The following is a 25,659-nucleotide window of genomic DNA, read 5'->3' as shown; positions in this document are numbered from 1 at the left end:
CATGGTTTTGGGCTATTTGCTGACATTTTTAGCCAATAACACAGCTTGTGGTTCAGCTTGCTGATGGGCGGTTTTTTCCTGGTTATCAACAATTCCACTAATGTTTGTTAATAATCGCCTCTGAGCGCTAGGTTTAGTCGCAGTCATGGGGTAAAATGCGCGGTTAATTGTATTGTTTACCGCTAAATTAAGTAGAAAATTCATGTTTGAAGTAAATCCAGTTAAATTCAAAATCAAGGAACTCGCTGACCGCACCGAACTTCTTCGGGGGTATCTTTGACTACGCTGCCAAAAGTGAGCGTTTAGAAGAAGTCAGTAGAGAGCTCGAAAGTGCGGAAGTTTGGAATGATCCAGATAATGCCCAAGCCCTAGGTAAAGAGCGCAGCGCCCTAGAAGCCGTCGTGAAAACGATCGACGATATGGATAGCGGCCTTGAAGATATTGAAGGACTGGTTGAACTTGCCATCGAAGAAGATGATGAAGAAACCTTTAACGATGCCAGCACAGAATTAGATGATCTTGAGAAACGTTTGGAAGAACTTGAATTCCGCCGTATGTTCTCGGGCCCACATGATGCTGCAGACTGCTACTTAGACATTCAATCAGGTTCTGGTGGTACCGAGGCACAAGATTGGGCCAATATGGTACTGCGTATGTATTTACGTTGGGGTGAAGCCCACGATTACAAACCTGAACTAATGGAAGTCACCGACGGCGATGTCGCTGGTATTAAAGGCGCAACCATCAAGTTTAATGGTGAATATGCCTTTGGTTCGCTGCGTACAGAAACCGGTGTTCACCGTTTAGTGCGTAAGTCACCGTTTGATTCGTCAGGTAAGCGTCATACTTCTTTCTGTTCGGTATTCGTTTACCCAGAAATTGACGATTCAATTGAGATTGATATCAATCCATCTGATTTACGTATTGATACCTACCGCGCCTCAGGTGCAGGTGGTCAGCACGTCAACAAAACCGAATCAGCAATACGTATTACCCATTTACCCACTAATACTGTGGTGCAGTGTCAAAATGACCGTTCGCAACATAAGAACCGTGACGCTGCAATGAAACAATTAAAAGCGAAACTGTACGAGTTAGAAATGCTCAAACAGAACGCTGATAAGCAAGCCGCGGAAGATGCCAAATCAGATATTGGTTGGGGCAGCCAAATCCGTTCATACGTGCTTGATGATGCCCGTATTAAAGATTTACGTACCGGTGTTGAAAACCGAAATACCCAAAGCGTCTTAGATGGCGACTTGGACAAGTTTATTGAAGCTAGCCTTAAATCTGGCCTTTAACGAGAGAAGAAGATGACTGAACAAACCCAAGACGAAAACAAGTTAATTGCAGAACGTCGCGCGAAACTAGATCACATCCGCGAAAACTGCCCTGCAAATGGTCACCCAAATAACTTCGATCGCAAACACAAAGCTGCCGATATTCAAGCTGAATATGGTCACTTCACTAAAGAAGAGCTTGAAGGCATGGACGTTAACCGTTCAATTGCTGGGCGTATTATGGCTAAACGTGGCCCATTCTTGGTAATCCAAGATGTATCTGGTCGCATTCAAGCCTACGCGGGTAAAGATGTTCAAAAAGATCTTAAAGCCACATTCCAAGGTTTAGACATTGGTGACATCATCGGTGTGACCGGTAAGTTACACCTTTCTGGTAAAGGCGATTTATATGTGAACATGGAGCAGTACCAATTGCTCACTAAAGCATTGCGTCCACTGCCTGAAAAGTTCCACGGTTTATCAGACCAAGAAACGCGTTACCGTCAACGTTACGTTGACTTAATAGTTAACGAAGAGTCACGTAATGCATTTATTATGCGTTCTAAAGTGGTTTCAGCTATCCGTAACTTCATGATCAAAAAAGAGTTCATGGAAGTTGAAACCCCAATGATGCACAGCATTCCTGGTGGCGCTAGCGCGCGTCCTTTTGAAACGCACCACAATGCACTTGATATGGCGATGTACTTGCGTATCGCACCAGAGCTATACCTTAAGCGTCTAGTGGTTGGTGGTTTTGAGCGAGTATTTGAAGTTAACCGTAACTTCCGTAACGAAGGCTTATCGCCTCGTCATAACCCAGAATTCACTATGATGGAATTCTATATGGCGTACGCTGATTACAAAGATCTAATGGATCTTACTGAAGAAATGCTAAGTTCGATCGCTACTGAGCTTTGTGGTTCTACCAAGCTACCATACGGTGAGCATACTGTTGATTTTGGTGGCCCATATGCACGTTTAAGCATGTTAGACGCTATCAAAAAATACAACCCTGACAACGCAACCATTCAGTCTATGACTTACGAAGAAGTTAAAGACGTTGAGTTCATGCGTGACTTGGCTAAGAGCCTTGGCATGACAATCGAGAAGTTCTGGACTTGTGGTCAACTACTTGAAGAAATCTTTGGTGAAACCGCTGAGCCTCAGTTAATGCAACCTACGTTCATTACTGGTTACCCAGCTGACATTTCACCACTTGCACGTCGTAACGACGACAACCATTTCATCACCGACCGTTTCGAGTTCTTCATTGGCGGCCGTGAAGTGGCTAACGGTTTCTCTGAGCTTAACGATGCACAAGATCAAGACAATCGCTTTAAAGCACAAGTTGATGCTAAAGATGCCGGTGACGATGAAGCGATGTTCTACGATGCCGATTATATTCGCGCACTAGAGCACGGTTTACCACCAACTGCAGGTCAAGGTATTGGTATCGATCGTTTAGTGATGTTATTCACTAACACACACACTATTCGTGACGTGATCTTGTTCCCAGCGATGCGCCCACAAGGGTAATTGTTGGTTAAGCCGTTGGCTTAATAATCACTATTAAAAAACCAGTCTACTTGGAAAAGTGGCTGGTTTTTTTGTGGGTGACTTTGCTAGGTTTTATCAATAAAAGTCATTTTATTAGGTTAGTTAATAAGTAGATCAAAGTCGTGGCGCTTCGCCCACACCCGACGAAAGGGAAACAACAGCATTTCCCTTCTCGACATCCCTTGCCGCTCCGACGAAGTGTTGACCCTCATGCTATAGAGCGAATTTGCTATCGCCTCAGATTCGCCATCCCTGGCTCAACTGAGGCTATGTCGGCGTCCTGCCTCCATCACGCAAATTAGCTCAACGCATTCGGACACTTCCAACGGAGATTATTGTGCCTGCAGGTTCGTTTGGCTTAACTAGGTTAAAATTAGAAACAATATAGCTTTTGGTGCTTTTGGTGTTTTTGCTCTTATCTGAATGTTCAATTTGAATTGAGGTAAGCAAGAAAATTACGTGAGTCCAGACATGGATGTCTGGCTAGCTTTCGAGGGGAAGGGACGCCCCATCGAATGCGTTAGTGATTTTTGAAGATTACCGAAGCAGCCTACAAACGAAGTTAAAAGCTGGATGATTCTCCGTTGGAAATTTTGCTGTTTAAATTTCGCCGGAGCGGCGAGGGTGATGCAAGAGGGAGTTGCCGTCTACTCCCTTTTGCTCGGGTGTGGGTGGAAAACCCACGACGTTAATCCAAACGAAGTTTGGAAATACAGTGACTCAAATTAATCGAAATTAATAGAGCCATCCATGACGTTAATCCAAACGAAGTTTGGAAATACCGTGACTCAGATTAATCGAAATCAATAGAGCCATCCATGACATTAATCCAAACGAAGTTTGGAAAAAAAATGAACCAGATTAGTTTTCAGAATAACTAATTCGATAAACCGCATTCCCTGCATCATCAGAAACCAGCATTGAACCATCTGCCATGGTAAGCACCGCTACTGGTCTGCCCCAGCTGACTTCACCTTGCAGCCAGCCTGTGGCAAAGGGTTGGTAATCACTTACTTTATTGCCGTCCAAGGTCACTTGCATGATGCGATAGCCGACCTTGCTGCTGCGATTCCATGAACCATGTTGGGCGATAAAAATACGGCCTTTATATTCAGCAGGAAACTGCTCGCCTTGGTAAAACTCCATGCCTAATCCTGCCACATGGGCGCCGAGGTTTAACACGGGTGGGGTATTTAACTTGGCTAATTCGTTATTAGAAAATTCAGGATCGGCGATGTCAGCGTTATGCACATAAGGGAAACCAAAGTGTTGGCCAACTTGGGTGACATGATTAAGCTCGTCATCAGGTAAATCATCGCCCATCATGTCGCGGCCATTATCGGTAAACCATAACTCACCGGTTTCAGGGTGAAAGTCAAAACCGACACTGTTACGCACACCTTTGGCGACGATAGTGGTTTGTTTAGTCTCTACATCGAGCTTTAAAATCGATGCAAAAGGCAGTTCGCTTTCGCAGACATTACAGGGCGCACCCACTGGGATATATAATTTGCCATCTGGGCCAAATTTGATGAACTTCCAGCCGTGATGCGCTTTATTGGGCAACTTATCGTAAACCAGCTCAGGTTTTGGCACATTAGGTAAGTGTTTTTCGATATCACTATAGCGCCAGATTTTATCCACTTCAGCCACATACAAACTGCCATCATGAAAAGCGATGCCTGATGGCATAAATAAGTCCTTGGCTAATACAATTTGTTTGTCAGCTTTCATGTCATTATTGCTATCAATTAGCGCATAGAGGTTGCCCGCGCGGCGGCTACCGACAAACAAGGTGCCGTTATCGCCTAACGCCATTTGACGGGCGTTTTCGACATTATCGGCATACACCTCGATAGTAAAATTGGGTGGTAGCTTAATCTTTTCTATCGGCAGCGCATTTACGCTAAGGGATACCAGCATCGCTGATGATATGGCCGTAGTGTGTTTTAGCTGCTGCCCTAAGAATAGGGGAATGGATTTGATCACAAACATGTCCTTGTTAGTTTTTTATTGATTATGCCGTGGCGACTAATGCTGAGTGGTTATCATACTTGCTAATGCACTTGAGTTGAAACGACAGCTTAACCTCAGTTGGATGTGCTGCTTGTTGGGGCTATTTCCCCGTTTTGCGCGGCAATTTATCATTGTAATTGCCGCTATATTTTTTGCTGTAGCAAAGTCAGCGTTTAAGTTTAGCACCTATCAAAAAAAGCCCTTTTCAGGCACAATAGCGCCAAATTATTGCTATTGATATTAAGGGCTCACAATGACGCAACTGACAATTACTACGCCGGACGATTGGCACTTACATTTCCGTGATGGAGATATGCTAGCTGAAACCGTACCTGCCACTGCGCGTTTATTCCAACGTGCGATTGTGATGCCTAACCTAGTACCGCCTGTTACCGATGCAGCTATGGTGTCAGCTTACCGTGAGCGCATTTTAGCGGCGCGTCCTGCTGGTAGCAGTTTTGAGCCGTTAATGACTTTGTTTTTAACCAATAACACCAGCGCTCAAGACATTATTGATGCCAAAGCGGCGGGCGTTGTGGCAGCAAAATTATATCCAGCTGGCGCAACCACTAATTCTGATGCTGCAGTAAAAGCATTAGATGCATTATTTCCTATCTTTGAAGTGATGGCCGAACAAGGCATGTTATTGCTAGTTCATGGTGAAGTGACTGAATCGCACATTGATATTTTTGACCGCGAAAAAATCTTTATCGATCGCTATATGGCGCGCATTGTTGAAGCCATGCCAAATCTTAAAGTGGTGTTTGAGCATATTACCACTAAAGATGCGGCTGAGTTTGTCGCGAGCGCCCCAAACAATATTGCCGCAACCATTACCCCGCAGCATTTATTGTTAAACCGTAATGACTTATTAGTTGGCGGCGTACGCCCACATAACTTCTGCTTACCAGTACTTAAGCGCAATATTCATCAGCAAGCATTGCAAGCGGCTGTTGCAACGGGTTCAAGTAAGTTCTTTTTAGGTACAGATTCTGCGCCTCATGAAAAGCACCGTAAAGAATCAGCCTGTGGTTGTGCGGGTTGTTACAGCGCATGGTCTGCACTAGAGCTTTATGCCCAAGTATTTGATGACTTAGGTGCGTTAGATAAGTTAGAAGGTTTTGCCAGCTTACATGGTGCCGACTTTTATGGCTTGCCGCGCAATACTGGTACAGTGACATTAGTTAAAGAACAGTGGGTTGTTCCTGAGCAAATTATCTTGCCAAATCAGAATCCAATCGTGCCATTCTTTGCCGGCGAAACGGTTAACTGGAAAGTGAAAACTGCTTAACGGCTATTTAAAGGTTTATGACGATTTAAAGGTTTATGACTATCCAATAAAAAAACCAGCAGAAATGCTGGTTTTTTTATTGTTTGTCTAGCTGTTAGCGCTTTGGCTTACGACCGCCGCTTGGCTTACCTTTGCCGCCTTTACCTGCTCCCTTAGCTTGACCTTTAGTTTGGCCTTTACCGCCACCTTTTGCTTGGCCTTTATGCTTGGTGCTGCGGTTGTGCTGCATAAAGTGCTCTGGGCCTTCAATTTTTTCACGAGCTACGGTTTTAACTTTAGGCTGAGACTTTTTCTTTGGGGCTTTTTTGTCTTCTGATGATGAGTCTTTAATCATCTCAAACAATACATCTAGCTCTTGCTTATCTAAATCACGCCATTCACCGATTGGCAGACCTTTGAGGCTGACGTTCATGATTTGTTGGCGTTCAAGCTTGGTGACTTCAAAGCCAAAATGTTCACACATTCTACGAATTTGGCGGTTAAGACCTTGAACTAATACGATTTTAAAAGCGTACGGTGATACTTGTTCAACCTTACACTTTTTCGTGACTACCCCTAATATCGGTACCCCAGCGCCCATGCCTTTGATAAAGCTATCGGTAATGGGTTTATTCACCGTGACCACGTATTCTTTATCGTGGTTATTACCCGCGCGGAGGATTTTATTAACTAAGTCACCATTATTGGTTAAAAAGATTAAACCTTGGGAGTCTTTATCTAAACGACCAATAGGGAATATGCGGGTTGAGTGATTGACGAAATCGACGATGTTATCGCGTTCGGTGCCTTCGGTGGTACTGACAATGCCCACGGGTTTATTAAGGGCGATAAAGACTAAATCTTCAGCATCTCTTGGCTCAATATCTTGACCGTTTACTTTTACTTTATCACCAAAGCTAACTTGGTCGCCGACCTGTGCACGCTTACCGTTAATAAACACGTTGCCTTGCTCAATAAAACGGTCGGCATCACGTCTTGAACATATGCCACTTTCACTGATGTATTTATTAAGGCGCATTGATGAATCGGTCACTATGGTTTTCCTGTGAGTAGAGATTAATCTGAAGAAAGGTTAGGTTTAAGCCAGACAGTTTATCAATTTTTGGCAATTTTGCATAAGCATACTGATAAAAGAGCGCGTCGAAATGCAATTAATGGAATGAAAGATGAGAGGGAAGCATGCACTTACAGCTTAGGAATGTATTAGCCACCGATTTAGAACATTTATATCAGTTTCAAGCCGATCCACAGGCTAATGAGATGGCCGATTTTCCGGCGAGAGACCGTAATGCCTTTTTTGAACATTGGCAGAGCAATATTTTGAGTCATGCTGATATAACAGCCAAAGCGATAATTGTTGATAACGATATCGTTGGCAGTGTGGTTTTATGGCAAAGTGAGCAGCAATGGCTATTGGGATATTGGCTTGGGAGAGACTATTGGGGTCAGGGCATCGGTACTAATGCCTTAAGAGTCTTTTTAGCGGAGCAAACTCAAAGGCCAATATTTGCCGAAGTGACCCAAGATAATTTGGGTTCTATTAAAGTGCTTATCAGCAATGGCTTTATTCATGATGCTCAGCTTGATGATGGTCAAACTAATAAAAGCACTGACAATGAGCGAGCCTTATTGCTGTTTCGCCTTGGCTAATAATTAAGTATTAATCCAAGCATTGATTATCCAAGATCACATTGAGGGTTAACAGATAGGGCTAATATGGAGGTCTTTACAACAACCTTGGCGGTGAATAAACGCTGTTGTGAACCGCTAATAGCAGCCCTTAATCGCCGTGGCTAAATCAGTCAGGTGATTTACCTGACTCATTCAAATAGTATGGAGGTCATTATGATTTCTAACCCTTCTTTAGTCACCCGCACCGCCGTGGGCAAGCTTATCGGTTTAGCCTTTGGGGTATTGTGCTTTTGGATAGTGCCATGGCTTGCCCCAGAAACCAGTTTATTGTTTTTGTGGGGATTACTGCTGTGGTATATCACTTTTGGCGCCATTATTGGGCTTGCTGGGGTATTTGATTATCATCCGGTGTTAAAAATAGCCATGCCTTGGTGGCTAACCGCAACCATAATGGGCGGCTGGATGAATCTGGTGTTTACCTTTGTGGCCTATGATCAAATTCAAGCCTTAATGGTGGCTATATTTGGTCTTGGCGGTGCATTACAATCACCGTTTTGGTTTGTTGCTGATGGATTAATCGCGGGTTGGATTATTGGCTATTTTGCTACCAAGTTTGGTGGTTATGGTCCAAGTACGGCGGGAAGGTAATGAAAGGCTTTTATCGAGCTTAATGGGTTGGTTTGGCTGCCTAACTGAAATTCTTAACTCATGAATTCAGTTTAAGCAGCTAACCTGTATCACTGCTATTAAACAGATTGATCGTATGCTAAAAGCAACCATTGCTTTACTTCATCATTCACATCCGCAATATCTTTTAATTGTATGCGATGGCTACACATTGCACCAAAAGGCCCAGAATCTTCAAGGCAACCTTGAGGTTGTGTGTCTTTGATTTTTAACCCTAGGTCGATACGGGTTTTGGTCGCAGGTTTAATCAGGGCAAATTGTTTTTTCCTAATGATACTCACTGTCGCTTTTTTAGGGGTTATCACTACGTCTTGGCCAAAGCCGCTCACAATAGCAATAAGCACATCATAGATTGGCGTCAGGGCTTCTTTGCCTTGATATTGTTGAGTGACTAACTCATCAGCTGATTCGTCTTTTTGTTTTGATAAGGTGACGATGGTATTGGCAAACCCATGGCTAACATCATGTTCAGCTTTCAAATATTTTACTGCCATTCCATGCTTTTCAATGTTCTGCTTTGCAAGTATATCGAGCCACTCTGGTAATGACTTGCCTGTTTTTTCTGGCATATTAGCAATCATGGTTTGCAGTGCTTTATCCATTTCGGTCTCCAATCGATGGCAAGCATCGTTTATGTTTGTACTTATTAAAGGTAGTCATTTGAAACCAATAATGCACTGGTTTTATTTCAATCTTCATAAGCAAGTGTATGGGAGTTATCTACAAATATTGAAAATGAATATTTAGGTAATATCCACGGTTTAAAATAAAGTTAGGCGGTTAGACACATTATCATCATGCCAGATGAGCTTGTAAGGAATAAACTGAAGTCGATATCACTCTTGCTTGCGGATTTACTATGAACCACTTCGCCATATTCGGTCTGGGCGGTGCATTGCAATCGCCATTTTGGTTTGTTGCCGATGGATTAATCGCGGGTTGGATTATTGGCTATTTTGCTACCAAGTTTGGTGGTTATGGTCCAAGCACGGCAGGACATTAACATTGTCATGACCTAAGTGTTATTTGGGCGTAGGTATTGATACGACTGTGCTTTCGTCGAGCTGTGCTGTGACTTGCTATGCTACACTTCAACCTGAGGTTGTAATGATAAAGGTCGATAACCAATGAAACTTTCAAAAATAGCATTTCTTATCGCAACGGCTGGATTATTAACGGCCTGTGGCGGAAGCGATAATGATGACTCTACTCCTGTCATTGAAACTGGCACCTTTAATTTAGGGGTATCAGATAACCCTGCTGATGCAGAAAAAGTCACCATCGCATTTAAGCAGGTGGTGTTAAAAAAAACTGATGCTGGCAGTATTTCATTTGACGTGTCAGAAGACGGCGAATTAAAGCAAGTCGATTTACTCGAATTTCAAGGCTCAGACGTTGAAACCTTAGTCAGCGGCCAAGAGGTTACTGTCGGTGAGTACCAAATGTGTATTTACATGGAAAACAGTGAAGTGGCCAATGAAGAAAGCTCCTATGTACAAACGATGGACGAAACCATTGCAGGGTTAACCACTAACAGCAATGGCAGTTGTGGCGGGGTTGGCGCTGAAGATGACAATACTGGTCGCTTGTTCTTTAATAAAGCATTCACCATAGCAGCGGGTAACAATAGTTTTGTGGCTGAGTTTAATTTACAAAAAGGCTTACAAGGGCCAAAAGGTAATAAAGACTACTGGACCTTAAAGCCAACATCAGTGCAATTGGTAAATAGTGCAGAAGTTGGCGCCATTAATGGTAGTGTCTCTACTGAGGTGATTGAGCAATGTGAAATGGCAGCTGGGGGCTCAGAGTTTAGCTCGGCAGTGTATTTATACCCTGAAGCCACAGCCCTTGAAAATATGGATGATTTTCGTGATAGCGAAAGTCAGTTCATCATGGTGGCGCCTATTGCAGCAGCCAGAGTTAATCCTGTTTTGGATGCAAACGATGATGTTGTAAGTTATGACTACGAGTTTGGTTTTGTGGTCGCCAATAACTACAGCTTAGGTTATACCTGCGTTGCGCAAAATGATGACCCTGAATTGCCAAATACCCCAGAAGATGATCCGGCTTTTTTCCTCCATGCCGATGAGCAAGAGGTTATTGTGATTAATGGTGAAACCACAGAGCGTAGCTTTTAATTTTAACGGCTATTTTTAACAGCTATTTTAACAGCTAACGTTAAGTTATTAATTCGTTCAAATGCGAATAAACTGAAAGTTGCCGAGTATTCTCTAGGGTCTGTTGATCTTTGCTGGTGGCATTTTGTTCGAGATAAAAACGAATTAAGCGCGGCGAGTGGAGTGCAGCCTAGCAATCTAAGCGCTCTTTGTTTGCAAAAAATTCACTCAACAAAGCGTAATTCGTTTTTAGCCGAATTCTTCGGACAGCGTTTGTTGGCCATTTTTACTTCGTTATCGGCTTATTATGTAGAATAACTACACTGCAAAGCCTCTGCCTTGTATAAATGGCCAACAATTCGCTGCAAAAACAACCGTGAAAGATCAACAGACCCTAGGCACACAGTAACCAATACTGTGTAGCTTAATCAGAAAGTCGGCATTTTTATTGGATTACTTCTACTGCCCTCAATGCTCAATGCTTAATGAGCATGCCCATTACCTGCAAGCGCTTTGCCTTCGGTGTCATAAAACCCAGATGCGCCGTGCTCAACAAACCCCAAAGTTACCATGTTCGTTAAAAACTCATCGCTATGATCGTCGCCAATATCGGCGTAATCGGTCATTTTGTAATGATTAAGCTGTTTGAAAAAAGCAGCGACTTTATCTGCATCATGGCTGAGTTCAGTGAGTTGCCATTGCTCATGTGTTTGATGTTGTCCTTGGCCTTTTGTCCAACTAAAGCGGCTGATAAGTTGTAGTTCAGGTAACCAAACTAGCTCAATTTTACTGTTTGCAGAGGTTTGAGTGAGCACTTGCTGACGCTCACAGCCTTTGCCTGTTTCGGTGCTAAGTGTTAACTGTGAAATAAGCTTGTCAGAGATAAATTGATAACGATATGACCAGTCGTGTTCAGACTTGCCGTGAACCACTTCGCCTGGTTGGTATTCAATACCGCGTTGATAGCCATCAAAAAAACGGGTGGGTTTGATTTGCTTATTATTGAGCAAAAACCATGATTCAGTGATATCAGTTTGCGGGTATTGATGCGCCACGGTATTGCCTTGGCGCCATAAATTAAGGCTGCTTTTATTCTGGTGTTGGCTGACTGGACTATCAGTGGAGGTGAGTTGATAACTTGCCTGTAAGCTTGACGAGGATAAGTCGCATTGGGCGTAACTTGCAGCGGATAAAGTGATAAGCAGACTTGAAAACATGATTGATAAAGGCAGAGGTAACTTCACGGGAACTCCTATGACATTGCTGATAGTGATGCATGTCGATATAAAAAGGTTAAGGCTAAAATAATCAATTAAACCAAGGCTGCAATTAGGTTGCAGCCTTGGCTTTTAGACTCGTTCGCTTACAAGCGAACGGTTTAGTTCGCTATTGCTGCGTTCGCTTTGTTGGTTAAGTCGGCGGCAAAGTCCATGATGTGATAAATCACACTCTGTTCATTGGTGCCGTTAACTAACATTGCCCCTGGGCCGTAAGCATAAATACCGACATCTTCACCCGCATGGGTTTCAGAGCTAGTCGGCACTAAAGACTCCTGGTGAAAACCTGTTGAAGCAGTGTCGATATCGGTTAGGTCAAAACGACCTGCAGTAATATCTTCACCGTATCCAGCATCGGCATCGGTTTCAGTGCCGAGGTTTTTATAGCCGCGACCATTGGTGTAACCCAGTGTGGTGTATGGCATGCCATCTGCCGCAGTTGATGGTTCTTCGCTACCAATGCCAACCACTTTACCTAAGATTGGATTACCGCGTTTAGGGTAACCAGCAATGGTAAATACGTGGCCATGATCGGCGGTGACAATGATTAACGTATCTGACATATCGGTCATTTCAACGGCTTTGGCAATCGCATCAGAAAATGCAATTGTGTCCGTTAGGGCGTTGTATGCACTGCCTGCGTGATGGCCGTGGTCGATACGACCAGACTCAACGGTTAAGAAGAAACCTTCATCATTGTTATCAAGGATATCAATGGCTTTAGCGGTCATTTCTGCAACCGATGGCTCGCCCGCAACATCATTAGTGCGGTCAGCTTCATACTGCATATGAGACTCGTTAAATAAGCCCATTACGCGAGTCGTGCTAGCTGCATCAATGGCATCAAAACCTGCTTGATCCATCACATAAACACCGTCTGCATAAGTGGCTTGCCATTCTGCAGTTAAGTCACGACCATCGGTGCGGTCACCTTCAATTGAACTGACGGCATCTGCTGAGTTATAAGCAGCATCTTTAGGTAAAAAGTGACGACGACCGCCGCCCATTACCACGTCGATACCATCAACATCAATACCGCTAATACGCGCTTCTAGGTTGGCTTCGAAGTTGACTAATTGGTCAGCAATATCTTTACAACCACCGGATACCGCATCTTCTGGCATGTCGGAAATATCTTCCCAGTTACGATCAGCTGACTTTGCGTAGGTCGCCGCTGGCGTTGCATGAGTAATTCGCGCCGTTGAGATAACCCCTGTAGATTTACCCGCGATCTCAGCCAGTTCTAATGCGGTAATTAACTCTGTGCCCGCAACAGTGCTACAGTCGCCGCGCTCAACATGTTCATCAACACCTAAGACACCAGCGTCAGATTTAACGCCGCTCATCATTGCAGTCATAGTGCCTGCTGAGTCAGGGGTTTGTGCATCAACGTTGTAGGTTTTAGCTAAGCCTGCAAATGGGAAGGTATCGAATGAAAGGTTATGCTCTTCACCGTTTTTACCTTGCATTTGGCCTTCTAAAATACGCGCTGCTGTCACCGTTGAAATGCCCATGCCGTCACCGACAAATAAAATCACGTTTTTAGCACTGCCACGTAATTCGTTTAAGGCGCTAGCATTAGTTGCCGCAACAGATGGTACTGATGTTTTAGCGCTGCTCGTTGTAGCCATACTTGGCGTTGTGGCAGCAAGCCAATTTTGGCGTGCTGCGGTGATTTCTTGCTGACCTGCTACAAACCAATCGTTGTTAACGCTGGTTAATATGTCGCTGGTGCTAACGGTTGAATTACCAGGAGCACAGACGTATTCAGTGGCTGTGACTTCAGTGCTTTGCAATTCACCATCGCTGTCGGTATCAATACCTGAGTCAATTTGCACGCCGCTGTTAGGACAGTTTGCATCGCCAATGGCTAAAGCTGTTTGCACGATAAGGCTCGTTGAACCATTTGAACCGTTCGAACCATCGGCACCGTTTGAACCATCATCACCGTCTGAACAAGCAGATAGACCCATTACAGCAAGGGCGACTAGGGATAGATTTAAGTTTTTCATGTTCATTCCTGCTTATTGCTGAATTAAGTCGAGAGATTGCTCAATAAGGTGAAATACCACGCTTTGCTCAACAACGCCTTGTACCAGTTGTGCGCCTGGACCTTGTGCATGCAAAGTGATGTCTTCACCTGAGTGGGTTTCTGAGCTCATTGGAATTAAGGCTTCCTGGTGGAAACCAGAAGTCGTTGTATCAATATTGGTTAAGTCTTGACGACCCGCGTTAACGTCTTCGCCGTAACCTGCGTCAGCATCGGTTTCATCACCTAAATCGTGGAAGCCATTACCGTTGGTGTAACCTAAAGTGGTGTAAGGTAGGCCATCAGATGCTGTTGAAGGTTCAGTGCTACCGATACCAACAACTTTACCTAAGATAGGGTTGCCGCGTTTTGGGTAACCGGCAATGGTGAACACGTGACCGTGGTCAGCGGTAACCAGAATCAGTGTTTCGCTTGGGTCAGTTTTTGCGACCGCTTCTTTAACGGCATCAGACAATGCAATGGCATCGGTTAATGCGTTATAAGCGCTACCTGCGTGATGACCGTGGTCAATACGGCCTGATTCAACCATTAAGAAGAAACCGTTATCGTTATTATCTAGAATATCGATAGCTTTGCTGGTCATTTGTGCAATTGATGGCTCACCTGCTACATCATTGTCACGGTCAGCTTCATACTGCATATGAGATTCGTTAAATAACCCCATCAGCTGCTTGGTGTTTTCGGTATCAATGGCATCAAATCCTGCTTGATCCATTACATAAACACCTTCGCTGTATTTTGCTTGCCACTCAGCGGTTAAATCTCGTGAATCAGTGCGATCGCCTTCAATCTCACTCACGGCATCTGCGCTGTTAAAGCTAGCATCCTTTGGTAAAAAGTGACGACGACCGCCGCCCATAACCACGTCGATACCATCAATATCAACACCTTTAAAACGGGCTTCGACATTAGCTTCAAAATTCACTAGTTGATCGGCAATATCTTTACAGCCGCCAGTTACCGCATCTTCTGGCATGTCTGAGATATCTTCCCAGTTGCGGTCGGCAGATTTTGCATAGGTTGCAGCGGGTGTCGCGTGGGTAATGCGCGCAGTTGAGACAATACCCGTTGCTAAACCTTTAATTTCAGCAAGCTCAAGCGCTGTGACTACTTCGTTACCAGCAACGGTTGAACAGTCGCCGCGCACGATGTCTTCATCAACACCTAATACACCAGCATCACTTTTAAGACCCGACATCATTGCTGTCATGGTGCCTGCAGAATCTGGGGTTTGCGCATCAACGTTGTAGGTTTTGACTAAAGCAGTGTGGGGGAATGTTTCAAAGCTTAAGTAGCCTTCTTCACCAGGGTTTCCTGCCAATTGCCCTTGAAGAATGCGTGATGCCGTTAGGGTAGAAACGCCCATGCCATCACCGACAAAAATGATCACGTTTTTAGCTTTGAATTGATTATTGGTATTCAGTTTTGCATCGATTGCGCTTTGTGCATCAGTAAACCAAGCATTTTCAGTTTGGTATGTCGGTAGCACTTCAGCATTTAGGGCACTTGAAATGACTAAAGCAAGCACACCATATGATGCTTTCCAGGTCTTATTCATTATGTTGTCTATCCTATTGACGAGTTGGGTGGGGTAGGCTGCAATTCGTGGCTCAACCCTTGGAAACTTGAAAAGCATAGAGCGGTTATATGAACAAGGTCTTACGCAAAGTTGATGCTTTTGTGATCGAAATGTTTCGCTTTTGTGTCTTGACAGTTGTATGCACTAATTAATAGCCTACAAATGACATCATCAAGCTGATGGTAATGACAAAACTCTTCCTATTGAGAAAATAACCAGCATGGTAAACTTTGGGGTATCTGTTTTTAGGAGTGTTTATGTCTTTTTCTTCGTTATCGCTGCAAGCTGAGTTAGTTGAGCATTTAGCCCGTTTAGGTTACGAGCAACCTACACCGATCCAGCAACAAGCAATTCCAGTGGTGCTTGCCGGAAAAGACGTATTAGCTGGGGCGCAAACGGGTACGGGTAAAACCGCAGCCTTTGCATTGCCGATAATACAAAAACTCGTTAATACATCGCCTTGTGAGCATCAAGAACGCACTCGCGCGTTAATATTGGTGCCAACACGTGAGTTGGCCCAACAAGTAAACCAAAGCATTCAAACCTATGCCGAGCACACTCAAATTAGCTCGCTAATGGTGTATGGCGGCGTGAGTATTAAAGCGCAGGCTGATGCCATTAAAGCGGGGGCAGATATTATTGTTGCTACGCCGGGCAGGTTATTAGATCACTTACGTAATCGAGTGATGACATTATCAAACATCAGCCAGTTGGTATTTGATGAAGCCGACCGCATGTTAGACATGGGCTTTAGAGATGAAATTATCGAGGTATTAAAGCGCCTGCCAAAAGAGCGCCAAACCTTATTGTTTTCAGCAACGTTAGATGAGCGAATTTTTAAGTTCAGTAAGCGACTGCTGCAATCGCCTCAAGTGATTGAAACCAGCGAGCGCAATACGACAGCGGCCAAAATTGTTGAGCGGGTGTATAACCTTGATGCGAATAAAAAAATGCCCGCATTGTGTCACTTGATTAACAAAGAAAGTTGGCAACAAGCGTTAATCTTTAGCCGCACCAAGCAAGGGGCGGATAAAGCAGCTGCGCAAATGAAACAAGCGGGGGTTAATGCTGTGGCATTTCATGCAGATCTTTCGCAAACAATGCGTGAGAGCGTGTTAGCGCAGTTTAAATCGGGTGACATTAAAGCGCTGGTGGCCACCGATGTTGCTGCCAGAGGGCTAGATATTAATGAGCTAAACTATGTGGTGAACATTGAGCTGCCGTTTCAAAACGAAGACTACATTCACCGCATTGGTCGTACAGGCCGCGCTGGCAAAGCAGGCCAAGCCATTACTTTGTTAAGTGTTGATGATGAGCCGCAATTAATAAAACTGGAAGCCTTTTTAGATAGACGTTTACCACAGCAATGGCTGCAAGGGTTTGAGCCCGATTTAACCCAAGTTGCCCCCGTGACCCGTAAAACGAAAAAGGGATCCCTTAAGCAACAAGCCCGCCAAAAAGCCTTAGCGCAGTCTAAAAAAGGCCGTTAAGCTGACTTACAGCAGTTGCTAATATCACTAACTGAATAGGAAAGGCTATGTTTAAAGGTATTCATCATGTGGCGATCATTTGTGAAGATTATCCGCGCTCAAAACACTTCTACACTGAAGTTTTAGGCTTTAAGGTGTTGGCAGAAAACTACCGTGAAGATCGCCAATCTTACAAGCTTGATTTACAGCTGGCAGATGGCAGTCAGATTGAGCTGTTTTCTATTCCAAACTCGCCTATACGCCCCAGTTATCCTGAGGCTCAAGGACTGCGTCATTTAGCCTTTAAGGTCACCGATATTGATGCGGTCGTGGCGCATTTGACCTCACACAATGTCGATGTCGAGCCTATTCGAATCGATGAATACACTGGCAAGAAGTTCACTTTCTTTAGCGATCCTGATGATTTACCGCTAGAGATTTATCAAGGCTAGTTGCCAACCTAAGTATTTTATTAACTGTAATATTAGTGATAGCTGAAGCTTTTAATTCTAATTTAAGCATGGTTCAGTAGGCTCTGCTGTCCTCAAAAGTGCGCCTCATTTGGAGAAAACCATTCATTATGCAAGCAACAGGTATGCTCTCAGTACTAAAAAAAATTGACCAAAGCAAAACCTTCCAGGGATTTGTTATTTTTGTGATTATTGTGTCGGCATTATCTATTGGTGCTCACACCTATCATTTGCCTACTTGGCTTGAAAACAGCTTATATGTGTTGGATATTGCCATTACAGTGTTCTTTTTGTTTGAGCTCATTATTCGCTACATGGCCAGTGATGGTATTAAGTCCTTCTTCTCCAAGGGCTGGAATATCTTCGACACCATTATTGTGATTGGCAGTTTAGTACCATTGGGTGGCTCCACCATATTACTGGCGCGACTATTACGTATTTTCAGGGTGTTACGACTGGTGTCTATGGTGCCAGAGCTGAGAATGTTGATTAATGCGCTGCTTAAAGCCATTCCACGCATGGGTTATATTGCATTATTAATGTTTGTAATCTTCTATATTTATGGCGCGATTGGTAGCATGTTTTTTGCCCATGTGAATGACTTTTTATGGGGCGATGTGTCTATTGCGATGCTGACATTGTTCCGTATTTCTACGTTCGAGTCATGGACCTCGATCATGTACGAAACCATGGCAGTGTATCCACTAAGTTGGCTGTATTACTTGACGTTTATTTTCTTAACGACTTTTGTGTTTTTAAACATGATGGTGGGCGCAGTGCTAGATGTGATGGGTGAAGAAACTAAAATAATGCGTGAAGAGCAAGAGGTCAACGATGATAAAAACGTTGAGTCAAAAACAGCGGCAACCACGGAAGATATTCAGCAGCTGCACGATAAGATAGATAAGTTAACCGCGCTGCTGCAAGCTAAAACGAATACTTAAAACTGCAACCAAGGCTTAAGCAGTAATCTAAGCCAAGCTTATGGATAGCCCCTTAAAACAGGCAAGCATTTATGCTTGCCTGTTTTGTTAGCAGCGATAACTGACATTAACCCCCTATTTGCATTAGAATAGCCCCCTGATTATTTTTTAAGTAGAGCAACGGCATGCACGTACATATTCTTGGAATTTGTGGCACTTTTATGGGCGGTTTAGCGTTATTAGCCCGCGGTATGGGACACAAAGTCACCGGTAGTGATGCCAATGTGTATCCACCTATGAGCACCCAGCTAGAACAGCAAGGTATTGAGCTTATTCAAGGCTTCGACCCTGTGCAGCTGGGTAAAGAAGGTGAAAATCAGCCAGATTTAGTGGTCATTGGTAATGCTATGAGCCGCGGAAACCCTTGTGTTGAAGCAGTATTAAACCGTGGCATTAAATACACCTCAGGGCCGCAGTTTTTATCAGAATATATCTTGCCAGAACGCTGGGTACTGGCGGTATCAGGCACCCATGGTAAAACCTCAACCTCCAGTATGTTGGCGTGGGTATTAGAATATTGCGGCTATGAGCCGGGCTTTTTAATTGGTGGCGTACCGCAAAACTTTGGCGTGTCAGCCCGTTTAGGTAACTCGCCTTTTTTTGTGGTTGAGGCCGATGAATATGACAGTGCCTTTTTCGATAAACGCTCTAAGTTTGTGCATTACCGCCCGCGTACTTTAGTGGTTAATAATCTTGAGTTTGATCATGCCGACATATTTGCCGATCTGGCTGCTATTCAGCGCCAATTTAATCATGTTATCCGCACGGTTCCCAGTGAAGGTAAAGTCATTTGGCCTGCTGAAGTAGAGGCGGTAAAACAAGTGATTGAATTAGGTTGTTGGAGCGAGCAAGAGCATTTTTATGCCACTGAGCATAGCGCCACAGGCTGGTATGGTAAAACCATTGCTGCAGACGGTCATGAGTTTGAAGTGAAGTTTAATGGCGAGTCCCAAGGCATATTAAACTGGGGCTTAATCGGTCAGCACAATATTGAAAATGCCATAATGGCCATCGCAGCAGCAAGGCATGTTGGCGTAGCGCCAAGTCATGCTATTGAAGCCTTGAGCCAATTTGCGCCGCCAAAACGTCGTTTAGAGCTATTAGATACCGTTAATGGCATTGCGGTTTATGATGACTTTGCGCATCATCCAACGGCCATTGAAACGACTTTACAAGGCCTGCGCGCCAAAGTGGGCGAGGGCGATTTAGCTACAGGTAAATTAATCGTGGTGCTCGAGCCGCGCTCAAACACCATGAAAAGCGGCGTACATAAAGACACTTTAGCAGCATCTATGGCCTTAGCGGATTGCGCCTTTTTGTATCAAGCGGACAATGTCGGCTGGGATTTAAAAGCCAATATGGCTAGCGCCAGTATTCCTGTTGCCGTGTTTACGGATATCGACGCCATTATTGCTCAAGTTAAAGCTCAAGCACAAAGTGGTGATACCGTGGTGATTATGAGTAATGGCGGCTTTCATGGTATCCATCAACAATTGATAAATGCCCTAAAATAACCTTTTAGATAAGGTTAGATTAGGTTAATAGTCATCAATAAGTCGGTTTTGGCCGTATAAGCGGTAAAGCTTGATTAAAAGAGAACATATGAGTAATTCGAACCACCCGTACGCAAAAAAAGAAAAGGCCATTAGTCTCGCGTGGACTGGCGCTTCTGGTGCGCCCTATGGTTTAAAGTTACTGCAGTGCTTACTGACCGCCGATTACCAAGTGTTTTTGATGATCTCAAGTGCTGCCAGAGTGGTGCTTGCCACTGAAGAAGGTTTGCAACTGAGCGCAAACTCAGAAAAAGCCTGTCAGCAGTTATTAGCCCATTTTAAGATGGATAAAAATGCTGCTGGTGAGCTGGTGGTTTTGGGCAAAGATGAATGGTTTTCGCCACCGGCATCTGGCAGTGCGGCGCCAAAGCAAATGGTGGTTTGCCCCTGCTCAACAGGCACTTTAGCGGCGATTGCCACCGGAATGAGTAATAATTTGTTAGAAAGAGCGGCAGATGTAGTAATAAAAGAGCGCGGTCAATTAATCCTTGTTCCTCGGGAAACTCCTTTTAGTGCCATACACTTAGAGCATATGTTAAGCCTGACTCGCAACGGCGCGACCATCATGCCAGCGGCACCAGGCTTTTATCATTATCCCAAATCGATAGAAGATCTGGTAAACTTCATGGTTTCCCGAATTCTAGATCATTTGGGCATAGAGCACGGGCTGACAAATCGTTGGGGATATGCCAACGACAAGTCCGAAAAAATCGACAATTGAGAGTAATATGAAACACACAACAGAAGTGATGATTTCTGCAGAAGAAATCAGCGAAAAACTGGATATATTAGCTGAAAGGATTAATACCCATTACGCAGACAGCGAACGTTTGCTAATGGTCGGCTTATTGAAAGGGTCTGTGGTTTTTATGGCTGACTTATGTCGCCGTATCAAAGGCCATGTTGAAATCGACTTCATGTCAGTTTCAAGTTATGGCAATGCAATGACAAGCACACGTGACGTGAAGATCCTTAAAGATGTATCATCTGAGATTGCCGGACGTGACGTATTGATTGTTGAAGATTTAATTGATTCAGGTAATACCTTAAATAAAGTACGTGAGATGTTATTACTGCGCGAGCCTAAAAGCTTAGCATTATGTACATTACTCGATAAGCCTGAGCGTCGTGAAGTTAATGTACCAGTCGACTTTATTGGTTTTACCATTCCTGATGAGTTCATCGTCGGCTATGGTATTGACTACGCAGAGCAATATCGTAACTTACCTTACATTGCTAAAGTTGTACCATTAGATTAATCCAATCTGTGGTCGACCAACTCCCGCTATAGGCGGGAGTTTTGTTTTGGGCGTCAGAAAATTTTGCGTGTTAATCATTTACATTAGGTCATTAAGATCATGTAATTAAGACAGTGTAATTAACAGCACGTCATTCGCAATTCATGAACCAGAGGTATCACAATGAGCAACCCCACCAAAGCGTTGGTGATCGAAAACCTGCAAAAAACCTATAAGAGCGGTGTTCAAGCGGTTAAAGGCCTTAGCTTAACCGTAGAGCAGGGCGATTTTTTTGCGCTGTTAGGCCCCAATGGTGCGGGTAAATCGACGACTATTGGCGTGATTAGCTCATTAGTGCAAAAGACATCAGGCAGCGTTAAAGTGTTCGATTATGATATCGACAACAACTTAGAGCGCGCCAAAATGTGCATTGGTTTAGTGCCGCAAGAATTTAACTTCAATCAGTTTGAAACCGTGCTGCAAATTGTAGTTAACCAAGCCGGTTACTATGGCGTGACCCGCGCAGTGGCATTGCAGCGTGCACAAAAGTATTTAAGCCAGTTAGATTTATGGGAAAAGCGTGATAGCCAAGCACGAGCGTTATCAGGCGGCATGAAGCGCCGTTTAATGATTGCTCGTGCGTTAATGCATGAGCCACAATTGTTGATCCTTGATGAACCAACAGCAGGGGTAGATATTGAGCTTCGCCGCTCGATGTGGGAGTTCTTAAAGCAAATTAACGCCCAAGGCGTGACCATTATTTTGACCACCCATTACCTTGAAGAAGCTGAAATGCTGTGCCGCAATATCGGCATTATCGATAAAGGCTTATTGGTTGAATGCACCAGCATGAAAAGCCTACTCAGTAAACTGGATGTGGAAACTTTCATTTTAGATTTACGCCGCGATATTGAAGCTGCGCCAAGCCTAAATAATATGAGTTGCCGTTTGGTCGATGGTCATACGCTGGAAGTAGATTTGGCAAAAGCCAACAATCTCAATGATTTGTTCGGCCAATTAAGCCAGTTAAATATTGAAGTGCTATCAATGCGTAACAAGGCGAATCGCCTTGAAGAGCTATTTGTCGAGTTAGTTAAAAAAACTAAGGACTCAAAATAATGAACAAGCTTTATTGGATTGCCTTTAAAAGTATTTTAATTAAAGAAACCAATCGTTTTACCCGTATTTGGGTACAAACCTTAGTGCCGCCAGCCATTACCATGACCTTGTACTTTTTGATTTTTGGTAACTTAATTGGCAACCGTATTGGTGAAATGGGCGGCGTATCGTACATGGAGTTTATCGCACCAGGTTTAATCATGATGTCGGTTATCACCAACTCCTATTCTAATGTGGCCTCGTCCTTTTTTAGTGCCAAAATGCACGGCAGTATTGAAGAGTTAATGGTGGCACCTGTGCCGCATTATGTGATGATTGCCGGTTTTGTTGGCGGCGGCGTCGCCCGTGGCTTAAGTGTCGGCTTGATTGTGACCTTGGTGGCAATGTTCTTTGTTGATTTAAGCCTGCATCATGTTGGCTTAGTGATTATGACGGTGTTTTTAACCTCGGTGTTATTTGCGTTAGGCGGGTTAATTAACGCGGTATTTGCCAAAAGCTTTGATGACATTAGCATTATCCCCACTTTCATTTTAACGCCACTGACTTATCTTGGTGGGGTGTTTTACTCGCTGTCATTACTACCTGATTTTTGGCAAGGCGTGTCAGCGCTAAACCCTGTGGTATATATGATAAACGTGTTCCGCTACGGCTTTTTAGGCTTTGCTGATATCAGTGTGCCGTTATCAATTGCCATTATGGTAGGCTTTTGTGCCTCGCTATGGTTTGTAGCATACTACCTTATTTCACGTGGCATCGGCCTACGTAGCTAGGTTTAGTTAGCTGTTAAGCTAGCTTGGTTACATGTAGCTGAGCAAGATTGTTGAAAGGACTCTAATGAGTCCTTTTTTGTTATTTGGCTGTCGCTTTAACTAAATCGCGACATAACTATGCTGCAATGGTAATTACTGAGAAAAACTTAATTCTTAGCTGTTAATGGAGGAATATCAGCTGATCATTTGCCATTTTAATCCTTTTCGCTTCCATTTTTAAACTTCTCTCATTCACTTAAGGCTTTACGATTGAGTCATTATTGTTTGGCATTAGCAGACTATTGTCGGGGTTAGTATTGGTTGAAGTGTAATAGTTAAATTCAGCTTTGAGCTATTTATTGTTGAAGCGCTACACATCAGTATTAATAATTCGTCATATGAATATTTTTAAAAATACTAATAAAGGGGCTTAGCCTTTTTATATTATTCTTGGATATTACTTTTAATTTGAGTTGATATTAAATCTACTTATAGCTTCATTTAATCTAGTAACGTTATTTATTTAGCCGCTATTTGGGCAACCCCCTCGAATACTCTTCCTCTGTCAACCTGTCAAGTTGGCATGTTGATTTGTTGTTTTATTGATCTAGATCAAAAAAGTGTGTTTTTTATACACAAACTCAAAACTATAGACTACCGTTAATTATACAGGCTAGTTTAAATCTAAAGGCATAGTTATGTTGAGTTTTAACATAGGTGTGAATAAAAACTAGGGTTTGATTGGCCTTCCGAAATGATTCAAAAAATTTATTAAATGAACAAGAGAGCTGCCCAGTTCTCTTGGGGATTCCGTGCTTTTAAATTCAATTAATTATTTTATAAATAGGCCTTTTTATGTCAAATGATAACCTGTCTAATAATCCTGAAAATGATGCTCTTAATGATGCTGTTGAACAAGTAAACACAGAAGACTCGACGGTTTCATCATCTAAGGCTGAGAATAATCAATCAACAGTCACCAATACTGTTGCGACTGCGACATCATCGGTAGACATACAAACGGCAGAAGAAAGCTTGGCTCCTTCAGGCGGCTCAGAATCATCAACAGATGACTCTCAAACTGATGATGCAGAGGCCGCCAATGCCGAGGCTTCTTCTGCAGCCCCTAGTTCAACAGATTCTCAATCATCAGCTGTTGAAAGCTCAACCTCAGATGCTGATACGGAAGCAGCTAGTAGCTCTGCGGCCGAAGGGGCAGCTAATGCAGCCCCTGAAGAGGCTGTATCTTCAGGCGCCCAAAGTATCGGTGGGGCTGAAGGTGCTTCAACTAGTTCAGGTGCGCCATCTTCGTCAGCAACTGCGTCTGCAGCAACACCATCAAGTGCAAATAGCGAAACTGAAATATCTGATGGCGCCTCATCAACAGATGCAAGCACTGCGACCAACAGTGAGACTTTTGAGGTAAATGTTTCAAGTGATAACAATGCTGATGGTCAGATAGACGCTGATGATCTACCTACCACAGATACGACTACTGACTCGATGAGTTTTAATGTCGATGTGACCGCGGTAAATGATGCTGCCGAGGTAGAAGACCAAGCTTTCTCAATGAATGAAGACGGCGTAATCATCATTACCGATGAGCAGCTGCTGGCAGGTGCTACCGACGTAGATGGTGATGACCTGCTAATTGATTCAGTTACCTACACCGGCACTGACGGTGTCCTTACCGACAACGGTGATGGTACCCATAGCTTTGCGCCAAATGAAAACTTCAATGGTGATGTGCAATTAGAGTTTGGTGTCAGTGATGGCACCGTTGTGACCCCAGCTAACATTGATATCGCGGTTGCGGATGTCAACGATGCACCGGTTGCGGGTTCAACCTCATACACAGTCAACGAAGACGGCCAAATCACCATTAGCGCTGAGCAGTTATTAGCGAACTCAAGTGATGTGGATGGCACCGTCAGCCTAGACTCAGTGTCATATTCTGGTACCGACGGTATCCTGGTTCAAAACCAAGATGGCTCAGTGACCTTCTCGCCCAATGAGAACTTCAACGGTGACATCAGCCTGGATGTCACCATCATCGATGATGACGGCGCCACTGCTGAAACCACCGCAGGCATTACTACACTGGCGGTTAATGACGCACCCGTAGTTGATGGCAATGTCGCTTACTCAGTGGACGAAGATGGCTCAATCACCCTAAGCCAGGAGCAATTACTGGCTAATGCAACTGACATCGATGGTGACAGCCTAAGCGCTGAAAACCTATCAGTAGGGGATAACGCCACCGTTGTGGCTAACCCCGATGGCAGCTTCACGGTTACCCCAGATGCCGACTTTAATGGCGACTTAGACTTAAGCTTTGATGTCTCTGATGGCACTACTACAGTGGCAGCAGGTGTTGACCTCACAGTTAACCCAGTTAACGATGCCGCGGTTGCCCCTGACGTTGAATTCACCATGAATGAAGACGGCATTATCATCATTACCGATGAGCAGCTGCTGGCAGGTGCGAGCGACATCGATGGTGATAACCTATCAATTGATACAGTCACTTACACAGGCACTGACGGTGTGCTTACCGACAACGGTGATGGCACCCATAGCTTTGCGCCAAAT

The 25,659-nt window shown here is 43.9% G+C and carries 22 protein-coding genes; 16 read left to right on the top strand and 6 right to left on the bottom strand.

The window, feature by feature from the left end:
• The first annotated feature begins 202 nt into the window (after positions 1–202).
• Both prfB and lysS read left to right on the top strand, forming a co-directional pair.
• Positions 203–1,301, top strand: a protein-coding gene (gene prfB / locus Q4546_RS11475) for a peptide chain release factor 2 (RefSeq protein ID WP_198589352.1) whose coding sequence is annotated in 2 segments (ribosomal slippage) — positions 203–277 and positions 279–1,301 — 1,098 coding nt in all. Because the reading frame shifts where the segments join, the coding sequence is not laid out codon by codon here.
• Between the two features lie 12 nt (positions 1,302–1,313).
• Positions 1,314–2,816, top strand: coding sequence for a lysine--tRNA ligase (lysS, locus tag Q4546_RS11470; protein ID WP_102435746.1), 1,503 nt, complete (start codon positions 1,314–1,316; stop codon positions 2,814–2,816).
• Between the two features lie 882 nt (positions 2,817–3,698).
• On the opposite strand, the gene Q4546_RS11465 is transcribed toward lysS, so the two are convergent.
• Positions 3,699–4,760, bottom strand: coding sequence for a sorbosone dehydrogenase family protein (locus Q4546_RS11465; protein WP_303446312.1), 1,062 nt, complete (start codon positions 4,758–4,760; stop codon positions 3,699–3,701).
• 346 nt (positions 4,761–5,106) lie between these two features.
• Here Q4546_RS11465 and pyrC point away from each other — a divergent pair, with 346 nt between their 5' ends.
• Positions 5,107–6,144 (top strand): dihydroorotase, encoded by a 1,038-nt coding sequence (gene pyrC, locus Q4546_RS11460; protein WP_102440253.1) that lies wholly within the window; start codon positions 5,107–5,109, stop codon positions 6,142–6,144.
• A 94-nt stretch (positions 6,145–6,238) separates the two neighbouring features.
• Here pyrC and rluF read toward each other — a convergent pair whose 3' ends face one another.
• Positions 6,239–7,177: a 23S rRNA pseudouridine(2604) synthase RluF gene (rluF, locus tag Q4546_RS11455; RefSeq protein WP_241903584.1), complete on the bottom strand. Its 939-nt coding sequence runs from the start codon at positions 7,175–7,177 to the stop codon at positions 6,239–6,241.
• Between the two features lie 146 nt (positions 7,178–7,323).
• On the opposite strand from rluF, the gene Q4546_RS11450 reads away from it, so the two are divergent.
• On the top strand, positions 7,324–7,794 hold the full coding sequence (locus tag Q4546_RS11450; protein WP_102475929.1) for a GNAT family N-acetyltransferase: 471 nt from the start codon (positions 7,324–7,326) through the stop codon (positions 7,792–7,794).
• A gap of 195 nt (positions 7,795–7,989) precedes the next feature.
• Entirely contained in the window at positions 7,990–8,424 is a 435-nt protein-coding gene (locus Q4546_RS11445; protein WP_241901105.1) for a hypothetical protein, read from the top strand.
• A gap of 98 nt (positions 8,425–8,522) precedes the next feature.
• Here Q4546_RS11445 and Q4546_RS11440 read toward each other — a convergent pair whose 3' ends face one another.
• Entirely contained in the window at positions 8,523–9,065 is a 543-nt protein-coding gene (locus Q4546_RS11440) for a DUF4287 domain-containing protein (RefSeq protein WP_102440257.1), read from the bottom strand.
• A 257-nt stretch (positions 9,066–9,322) separates the two neighbouring features.
• Between Q4546_RS11440 and Q4546_RS11435 the strand changes: the two genes are divergently transcribed.
• Both Q4546_RS11435 and Q4546_RS11430 read left to right on the top strand, forming a co-directional pair.
• Positions 9,323–9,466 carry a hypothetical protein gene (locus Q4546_RS11435; protein ID WP_157936457.1) on the top strand — a complete coding sequence of 48 codons (144 nt, stop codon included), beginning with the start codon at positions 9,323–9,325 and terminating at the stop codon, positions 9,464–9,466.
• A gap of 124 nt (positions 9,467–9,590) precedes the next feature.
• Complete coding sequence (locus Q4546_RS11430) at positions 9,591–10,601, top strand: DUF4382 domain-containing protein (RefSeq protein ID WP_303446302.1); 1,011 nt, start codon at positions 9,591–9,593, stop codon at positions 10,599–10,601.
• 461 nt (positions 10,602–11,062) lie between these two features.
• Here Q4546_RS11430 and Q4546_RS11420 read toward each other — a convergent pair whose 3' ends face one another.
• The 3 genes from Q4546_RS11420 to Q4546_RS11410 all read right to left on the bottom strand — a co-directional run bounded on the left by Q4546_RS11420 (position 11,063) and on the right by Q4546_RS11410 (position 15,465).
• Positions 11,063–11,824, bottom strand: a complete 762-nt coding sequence (locus Q4546_RS11420) for a hypothetical protein (RefSeq protein ID WP_241904964.1) — start codon at positions 11,822–11,824, stop codon at positions 11,063–11,065.
• Between the two features lie 134 nt (positions 11,825–11,958).
• The gene (locus Q4546_RS11415; RefSeq protein ID WP_102475932.1) at positions 11,959–13,869 is read right to left on the bottom strand and encodes an alkaline phosphatase; all 1,911 of its coding nucleotides are present in this window, start codon (positions 13,867–13,869) and stop codon (positions 11,959–11,961) included.
• Positions 13,870–13,881: 12 nt separating this feature from the next.
• A complete protein-coding gene (locus tag Q4546_RS11410; protein ID WP_102440260.1) occupies positions 13,882–15,465 on the bottom strand; it encodes an alkaline phosphatase in 1,584 nt (527 codons plus the stop codon).
• Between the two features lie 278 nt (positions 15,466–15,743).
• On the opposite strand from Q4546_RS11410, the gene Q4546_RS11405 reads away from it, so the two are divergent.
• The 9 genes from Q4546_RS11405 to Q4546_RS11365 all read left to right on the top strand — a co-directional run.
• On the top strand, positions 15,744–16,976 hold the full coding sequence (locus tag Q4546_RS11405) for a DEAD/DEAH box helicase (RefSeq protein ID WP_102531095.1): 1,233 nt from the start codon (positions 15,744–15,746) through the stop codon (positions 16,974–16,976).
• A 47-nt stretch (positions 16,977–17,023) separates the two neighbouring features.
• Complete coding sequence (locus tag Q4546_RS11400; RefSeq protein ID WP_102475934.1) at positions 17,024–17,407, top strand: VOC family protein; 384 nt, start codon at positions 17,024–17,026, stop codon at positions 17,405–17,407.
• A 128-nt stretch (positions 17,408–17,535) separates the two neighbouring features.
• Positions 17,536–18,369, top strand: a complete 834-nt coding sequence (locus Q4546_RS11395) for an ion transporter (RefSeq protein WP_102520662.1) — start codon at positions 17,536–17,538, stop codon at positions 18,367–18,369.
• A 164-nt stretch (positions 18,370–18,533) separates the two neighbouring features.
• Complete coding sequence (gene mpl / locus Q4546_RS11390; protein ID WP_102440264.1) at positions 18,534–19,922, top strand: UDP-N-acetylmuramate:L-alanyl-gamma-D-glutamyl-meso-diaminopimelate ligase; 1,389 nt, start codon at positions 18,534–18,536, stop codon at positions 19,920–19,922.
• An 88-nt stretch (positions 19,923–20,010) separates the two neighbouring features.
• Positions 20,011–20,682 carry a flavin prenyltransferase UbiX gene (locus Q4546_RS11385; RefSeq protein WP_102475935.1) on the top strand — a complete coding sequence of 224 codons (672 nt, stop codon included), beginning with the start codon at positions 20,011–20,013 and terminating at the stop codon, positions 20,680–20,682.
• Between the two features lie 7 nt (positions 20,683–20,689).
• Positions 20,690–21,220, top strand: coding sequence for a hypoxanthine phosphoribosyltransferase (gene hpt, locus Q4546_RS11380; RefSeq protein ID WP_102440266.1), 531 nt, complete (start codon positions 20,690–20,692; stop codon positions 21,218–21,220).
• Between the two features lie 162 nt (positions 21,221–21,382).
• Positions 21,383–22,318, top strand: coding sequence for an ABC transporter ATP-binding protein (locus Q4546_RS11375; RefSeq protein WP_102520663.1), 936 nt, complete (start codon positions 21,383–21,385; stop codon positions 22,316–22,318).
• Entirely contained in the window at positions 22,318–23,088 is a 771-nt protein-coding gene (locus tag Q4546_RS11370) for an ABC transporter permease (RefSeq protein WP_102440268.1), read from the top strand. The genes Q4546_RS11375 and Q4546_RS11370 overlap by 1 nt, the downstream gene beginning before the upstream one ends.
• An 834-nt stretch (positions 23,089–23,922) precedes the next feature.
• A partial coding sequence (locus Q4546_RS11365) for a cadherin-like domain-containing protein (RefSeq protein WP_303446301.1) occupies positions 23,923–25,659 on the top strand: 1,737 nt, incomplete at its 3' end.

The organism is Shewanella sp. 4_MG-2023 (assembly GCF_030548015.1).
Lineage (GTDB): Bacteria > Pseudomonadota > Gammaproteobacteria > Enterobacterales > Shewanellaceae > Shewanella.
This window is presented reverse-complemented; position numbering and strand designations above follow the sequence as displayed.

Coding starts and splice junctions, on each gene's coding strand:
- lysS (WP_102435746.1), top strand. CDS start 1,314: ATGACTGAACAAACCCAAGACGAAAACAAGTTAATTGCAGAACGTCGC.
- Q4546_RS11465 (WP_303446312.1), bottom strand. CDS start 4,760: ATGCTGGTATCCCTTAGCGTAAATGCGCTGCCGATAGAAAAGATTAAG.
- pyrC (WP_102440253.1), top strand. CDS start 5,107: ATGACGCAACTGACAATTACTACGCCGGACGATTGGCACTTACATTTC.
- Q4546_RS11450 (WP_102475929.1), top strand. CDS start 7,324: ATGCACTTACAGCTTAGGAATGTATTAGCCACCGATTTAGAACATTTA.
- Q4546_RS11445 (WP_241901105.1), top strand. CDS start 7,990: ATGATTTCTAACCCTTCTTTAGTCACCCGCACCGCCGTGGGCAAGCTT.
- Q4546_RS11440 (WP_102440257.1), bottom strand. CDS start 9,065: ATGGATAAAGCACTGCAAACCATGATTGCTAATATGCCAGAAAAAACA.
- Q4546_RS11435 (WP_157936457.1), top strand. CDS start 9,323: ATGAACCACTTCGCCATATTCGGTCTGGGCGGTGCATTGCAATCGCCA.
- Q4546_RS11430 (WP_303446302.1), top strand. CDS start 9,591: ATGAAACTTTCAAAAATAGCATTTCTTATCGCAACGGCTGGATTATTA.
- Q4546_RS11415 (WP_102475932.1), bottom strand. CDS start 13,869: ATGAAAAACTTAAATCTATCCCTAGTCGCCCTTGCTGTAATGGGTCTA.
- Q4546_RS11410 (WP_102440260.1), bottom strand. CDS start 15,465: ATGAATAAGACCTGGAAAGCATCATATGGTGTGCTTGCTTTAGTCATT.
- Q4546_RS11405 (WP_102531095.1), top strand. CDS start 15,744: ATGTCTTTTTCTTCGTTATCGCTGCAAGCTGAGTTAGTTGAGCATTTA.
- Q4546_RS11400 (WP_102475934.1), top strand. CDS start 17,024: ATGTTTAAAGGTATTCATCATGTGGCGATCATTTGTGAAGATTATCCG.
- Q4546_RS11395 (WP_102520662.1), top strand. CDS start 17,536: ATGCAAGCAACAGGTATGCTCTCAGTACTAAAAAAAATTGACCAAAGC.
- mpl (WP_102440264.1), top strand. CDS start 18,534: ATGCACGTACATATTCTTGGAATTTGTGGCACTTTTATGGGCGGTTTA.
- Q4546_RS11385 (WP_102475935.1), top strand. CDS start 20,011: ATGAGTAATTCGAACCACCCGTACGCAAAAAAAGAAAAGGCCATTAGT.
- hpt (WP_102440266.1), top strand. CDS start 20,690: ATGAAACACACAACAGAAGTGATGATTTCTGCAGAAGAAATCAGCGAA.
- Q4546_RS11375 (WP_102520663.1), top strand. CDS start 21,383: ATGAGCAACCCCACCAAAGCGTTGGTGATCGAAAACCTGCAAAAAACC.
- Q4546_RS11370 (WP_102440268.1), top strand. CDS start 22,318: ATGAACAAGCTTTATTGGATTGCCTTTAAAAGTATTTTAATTAAAGAA.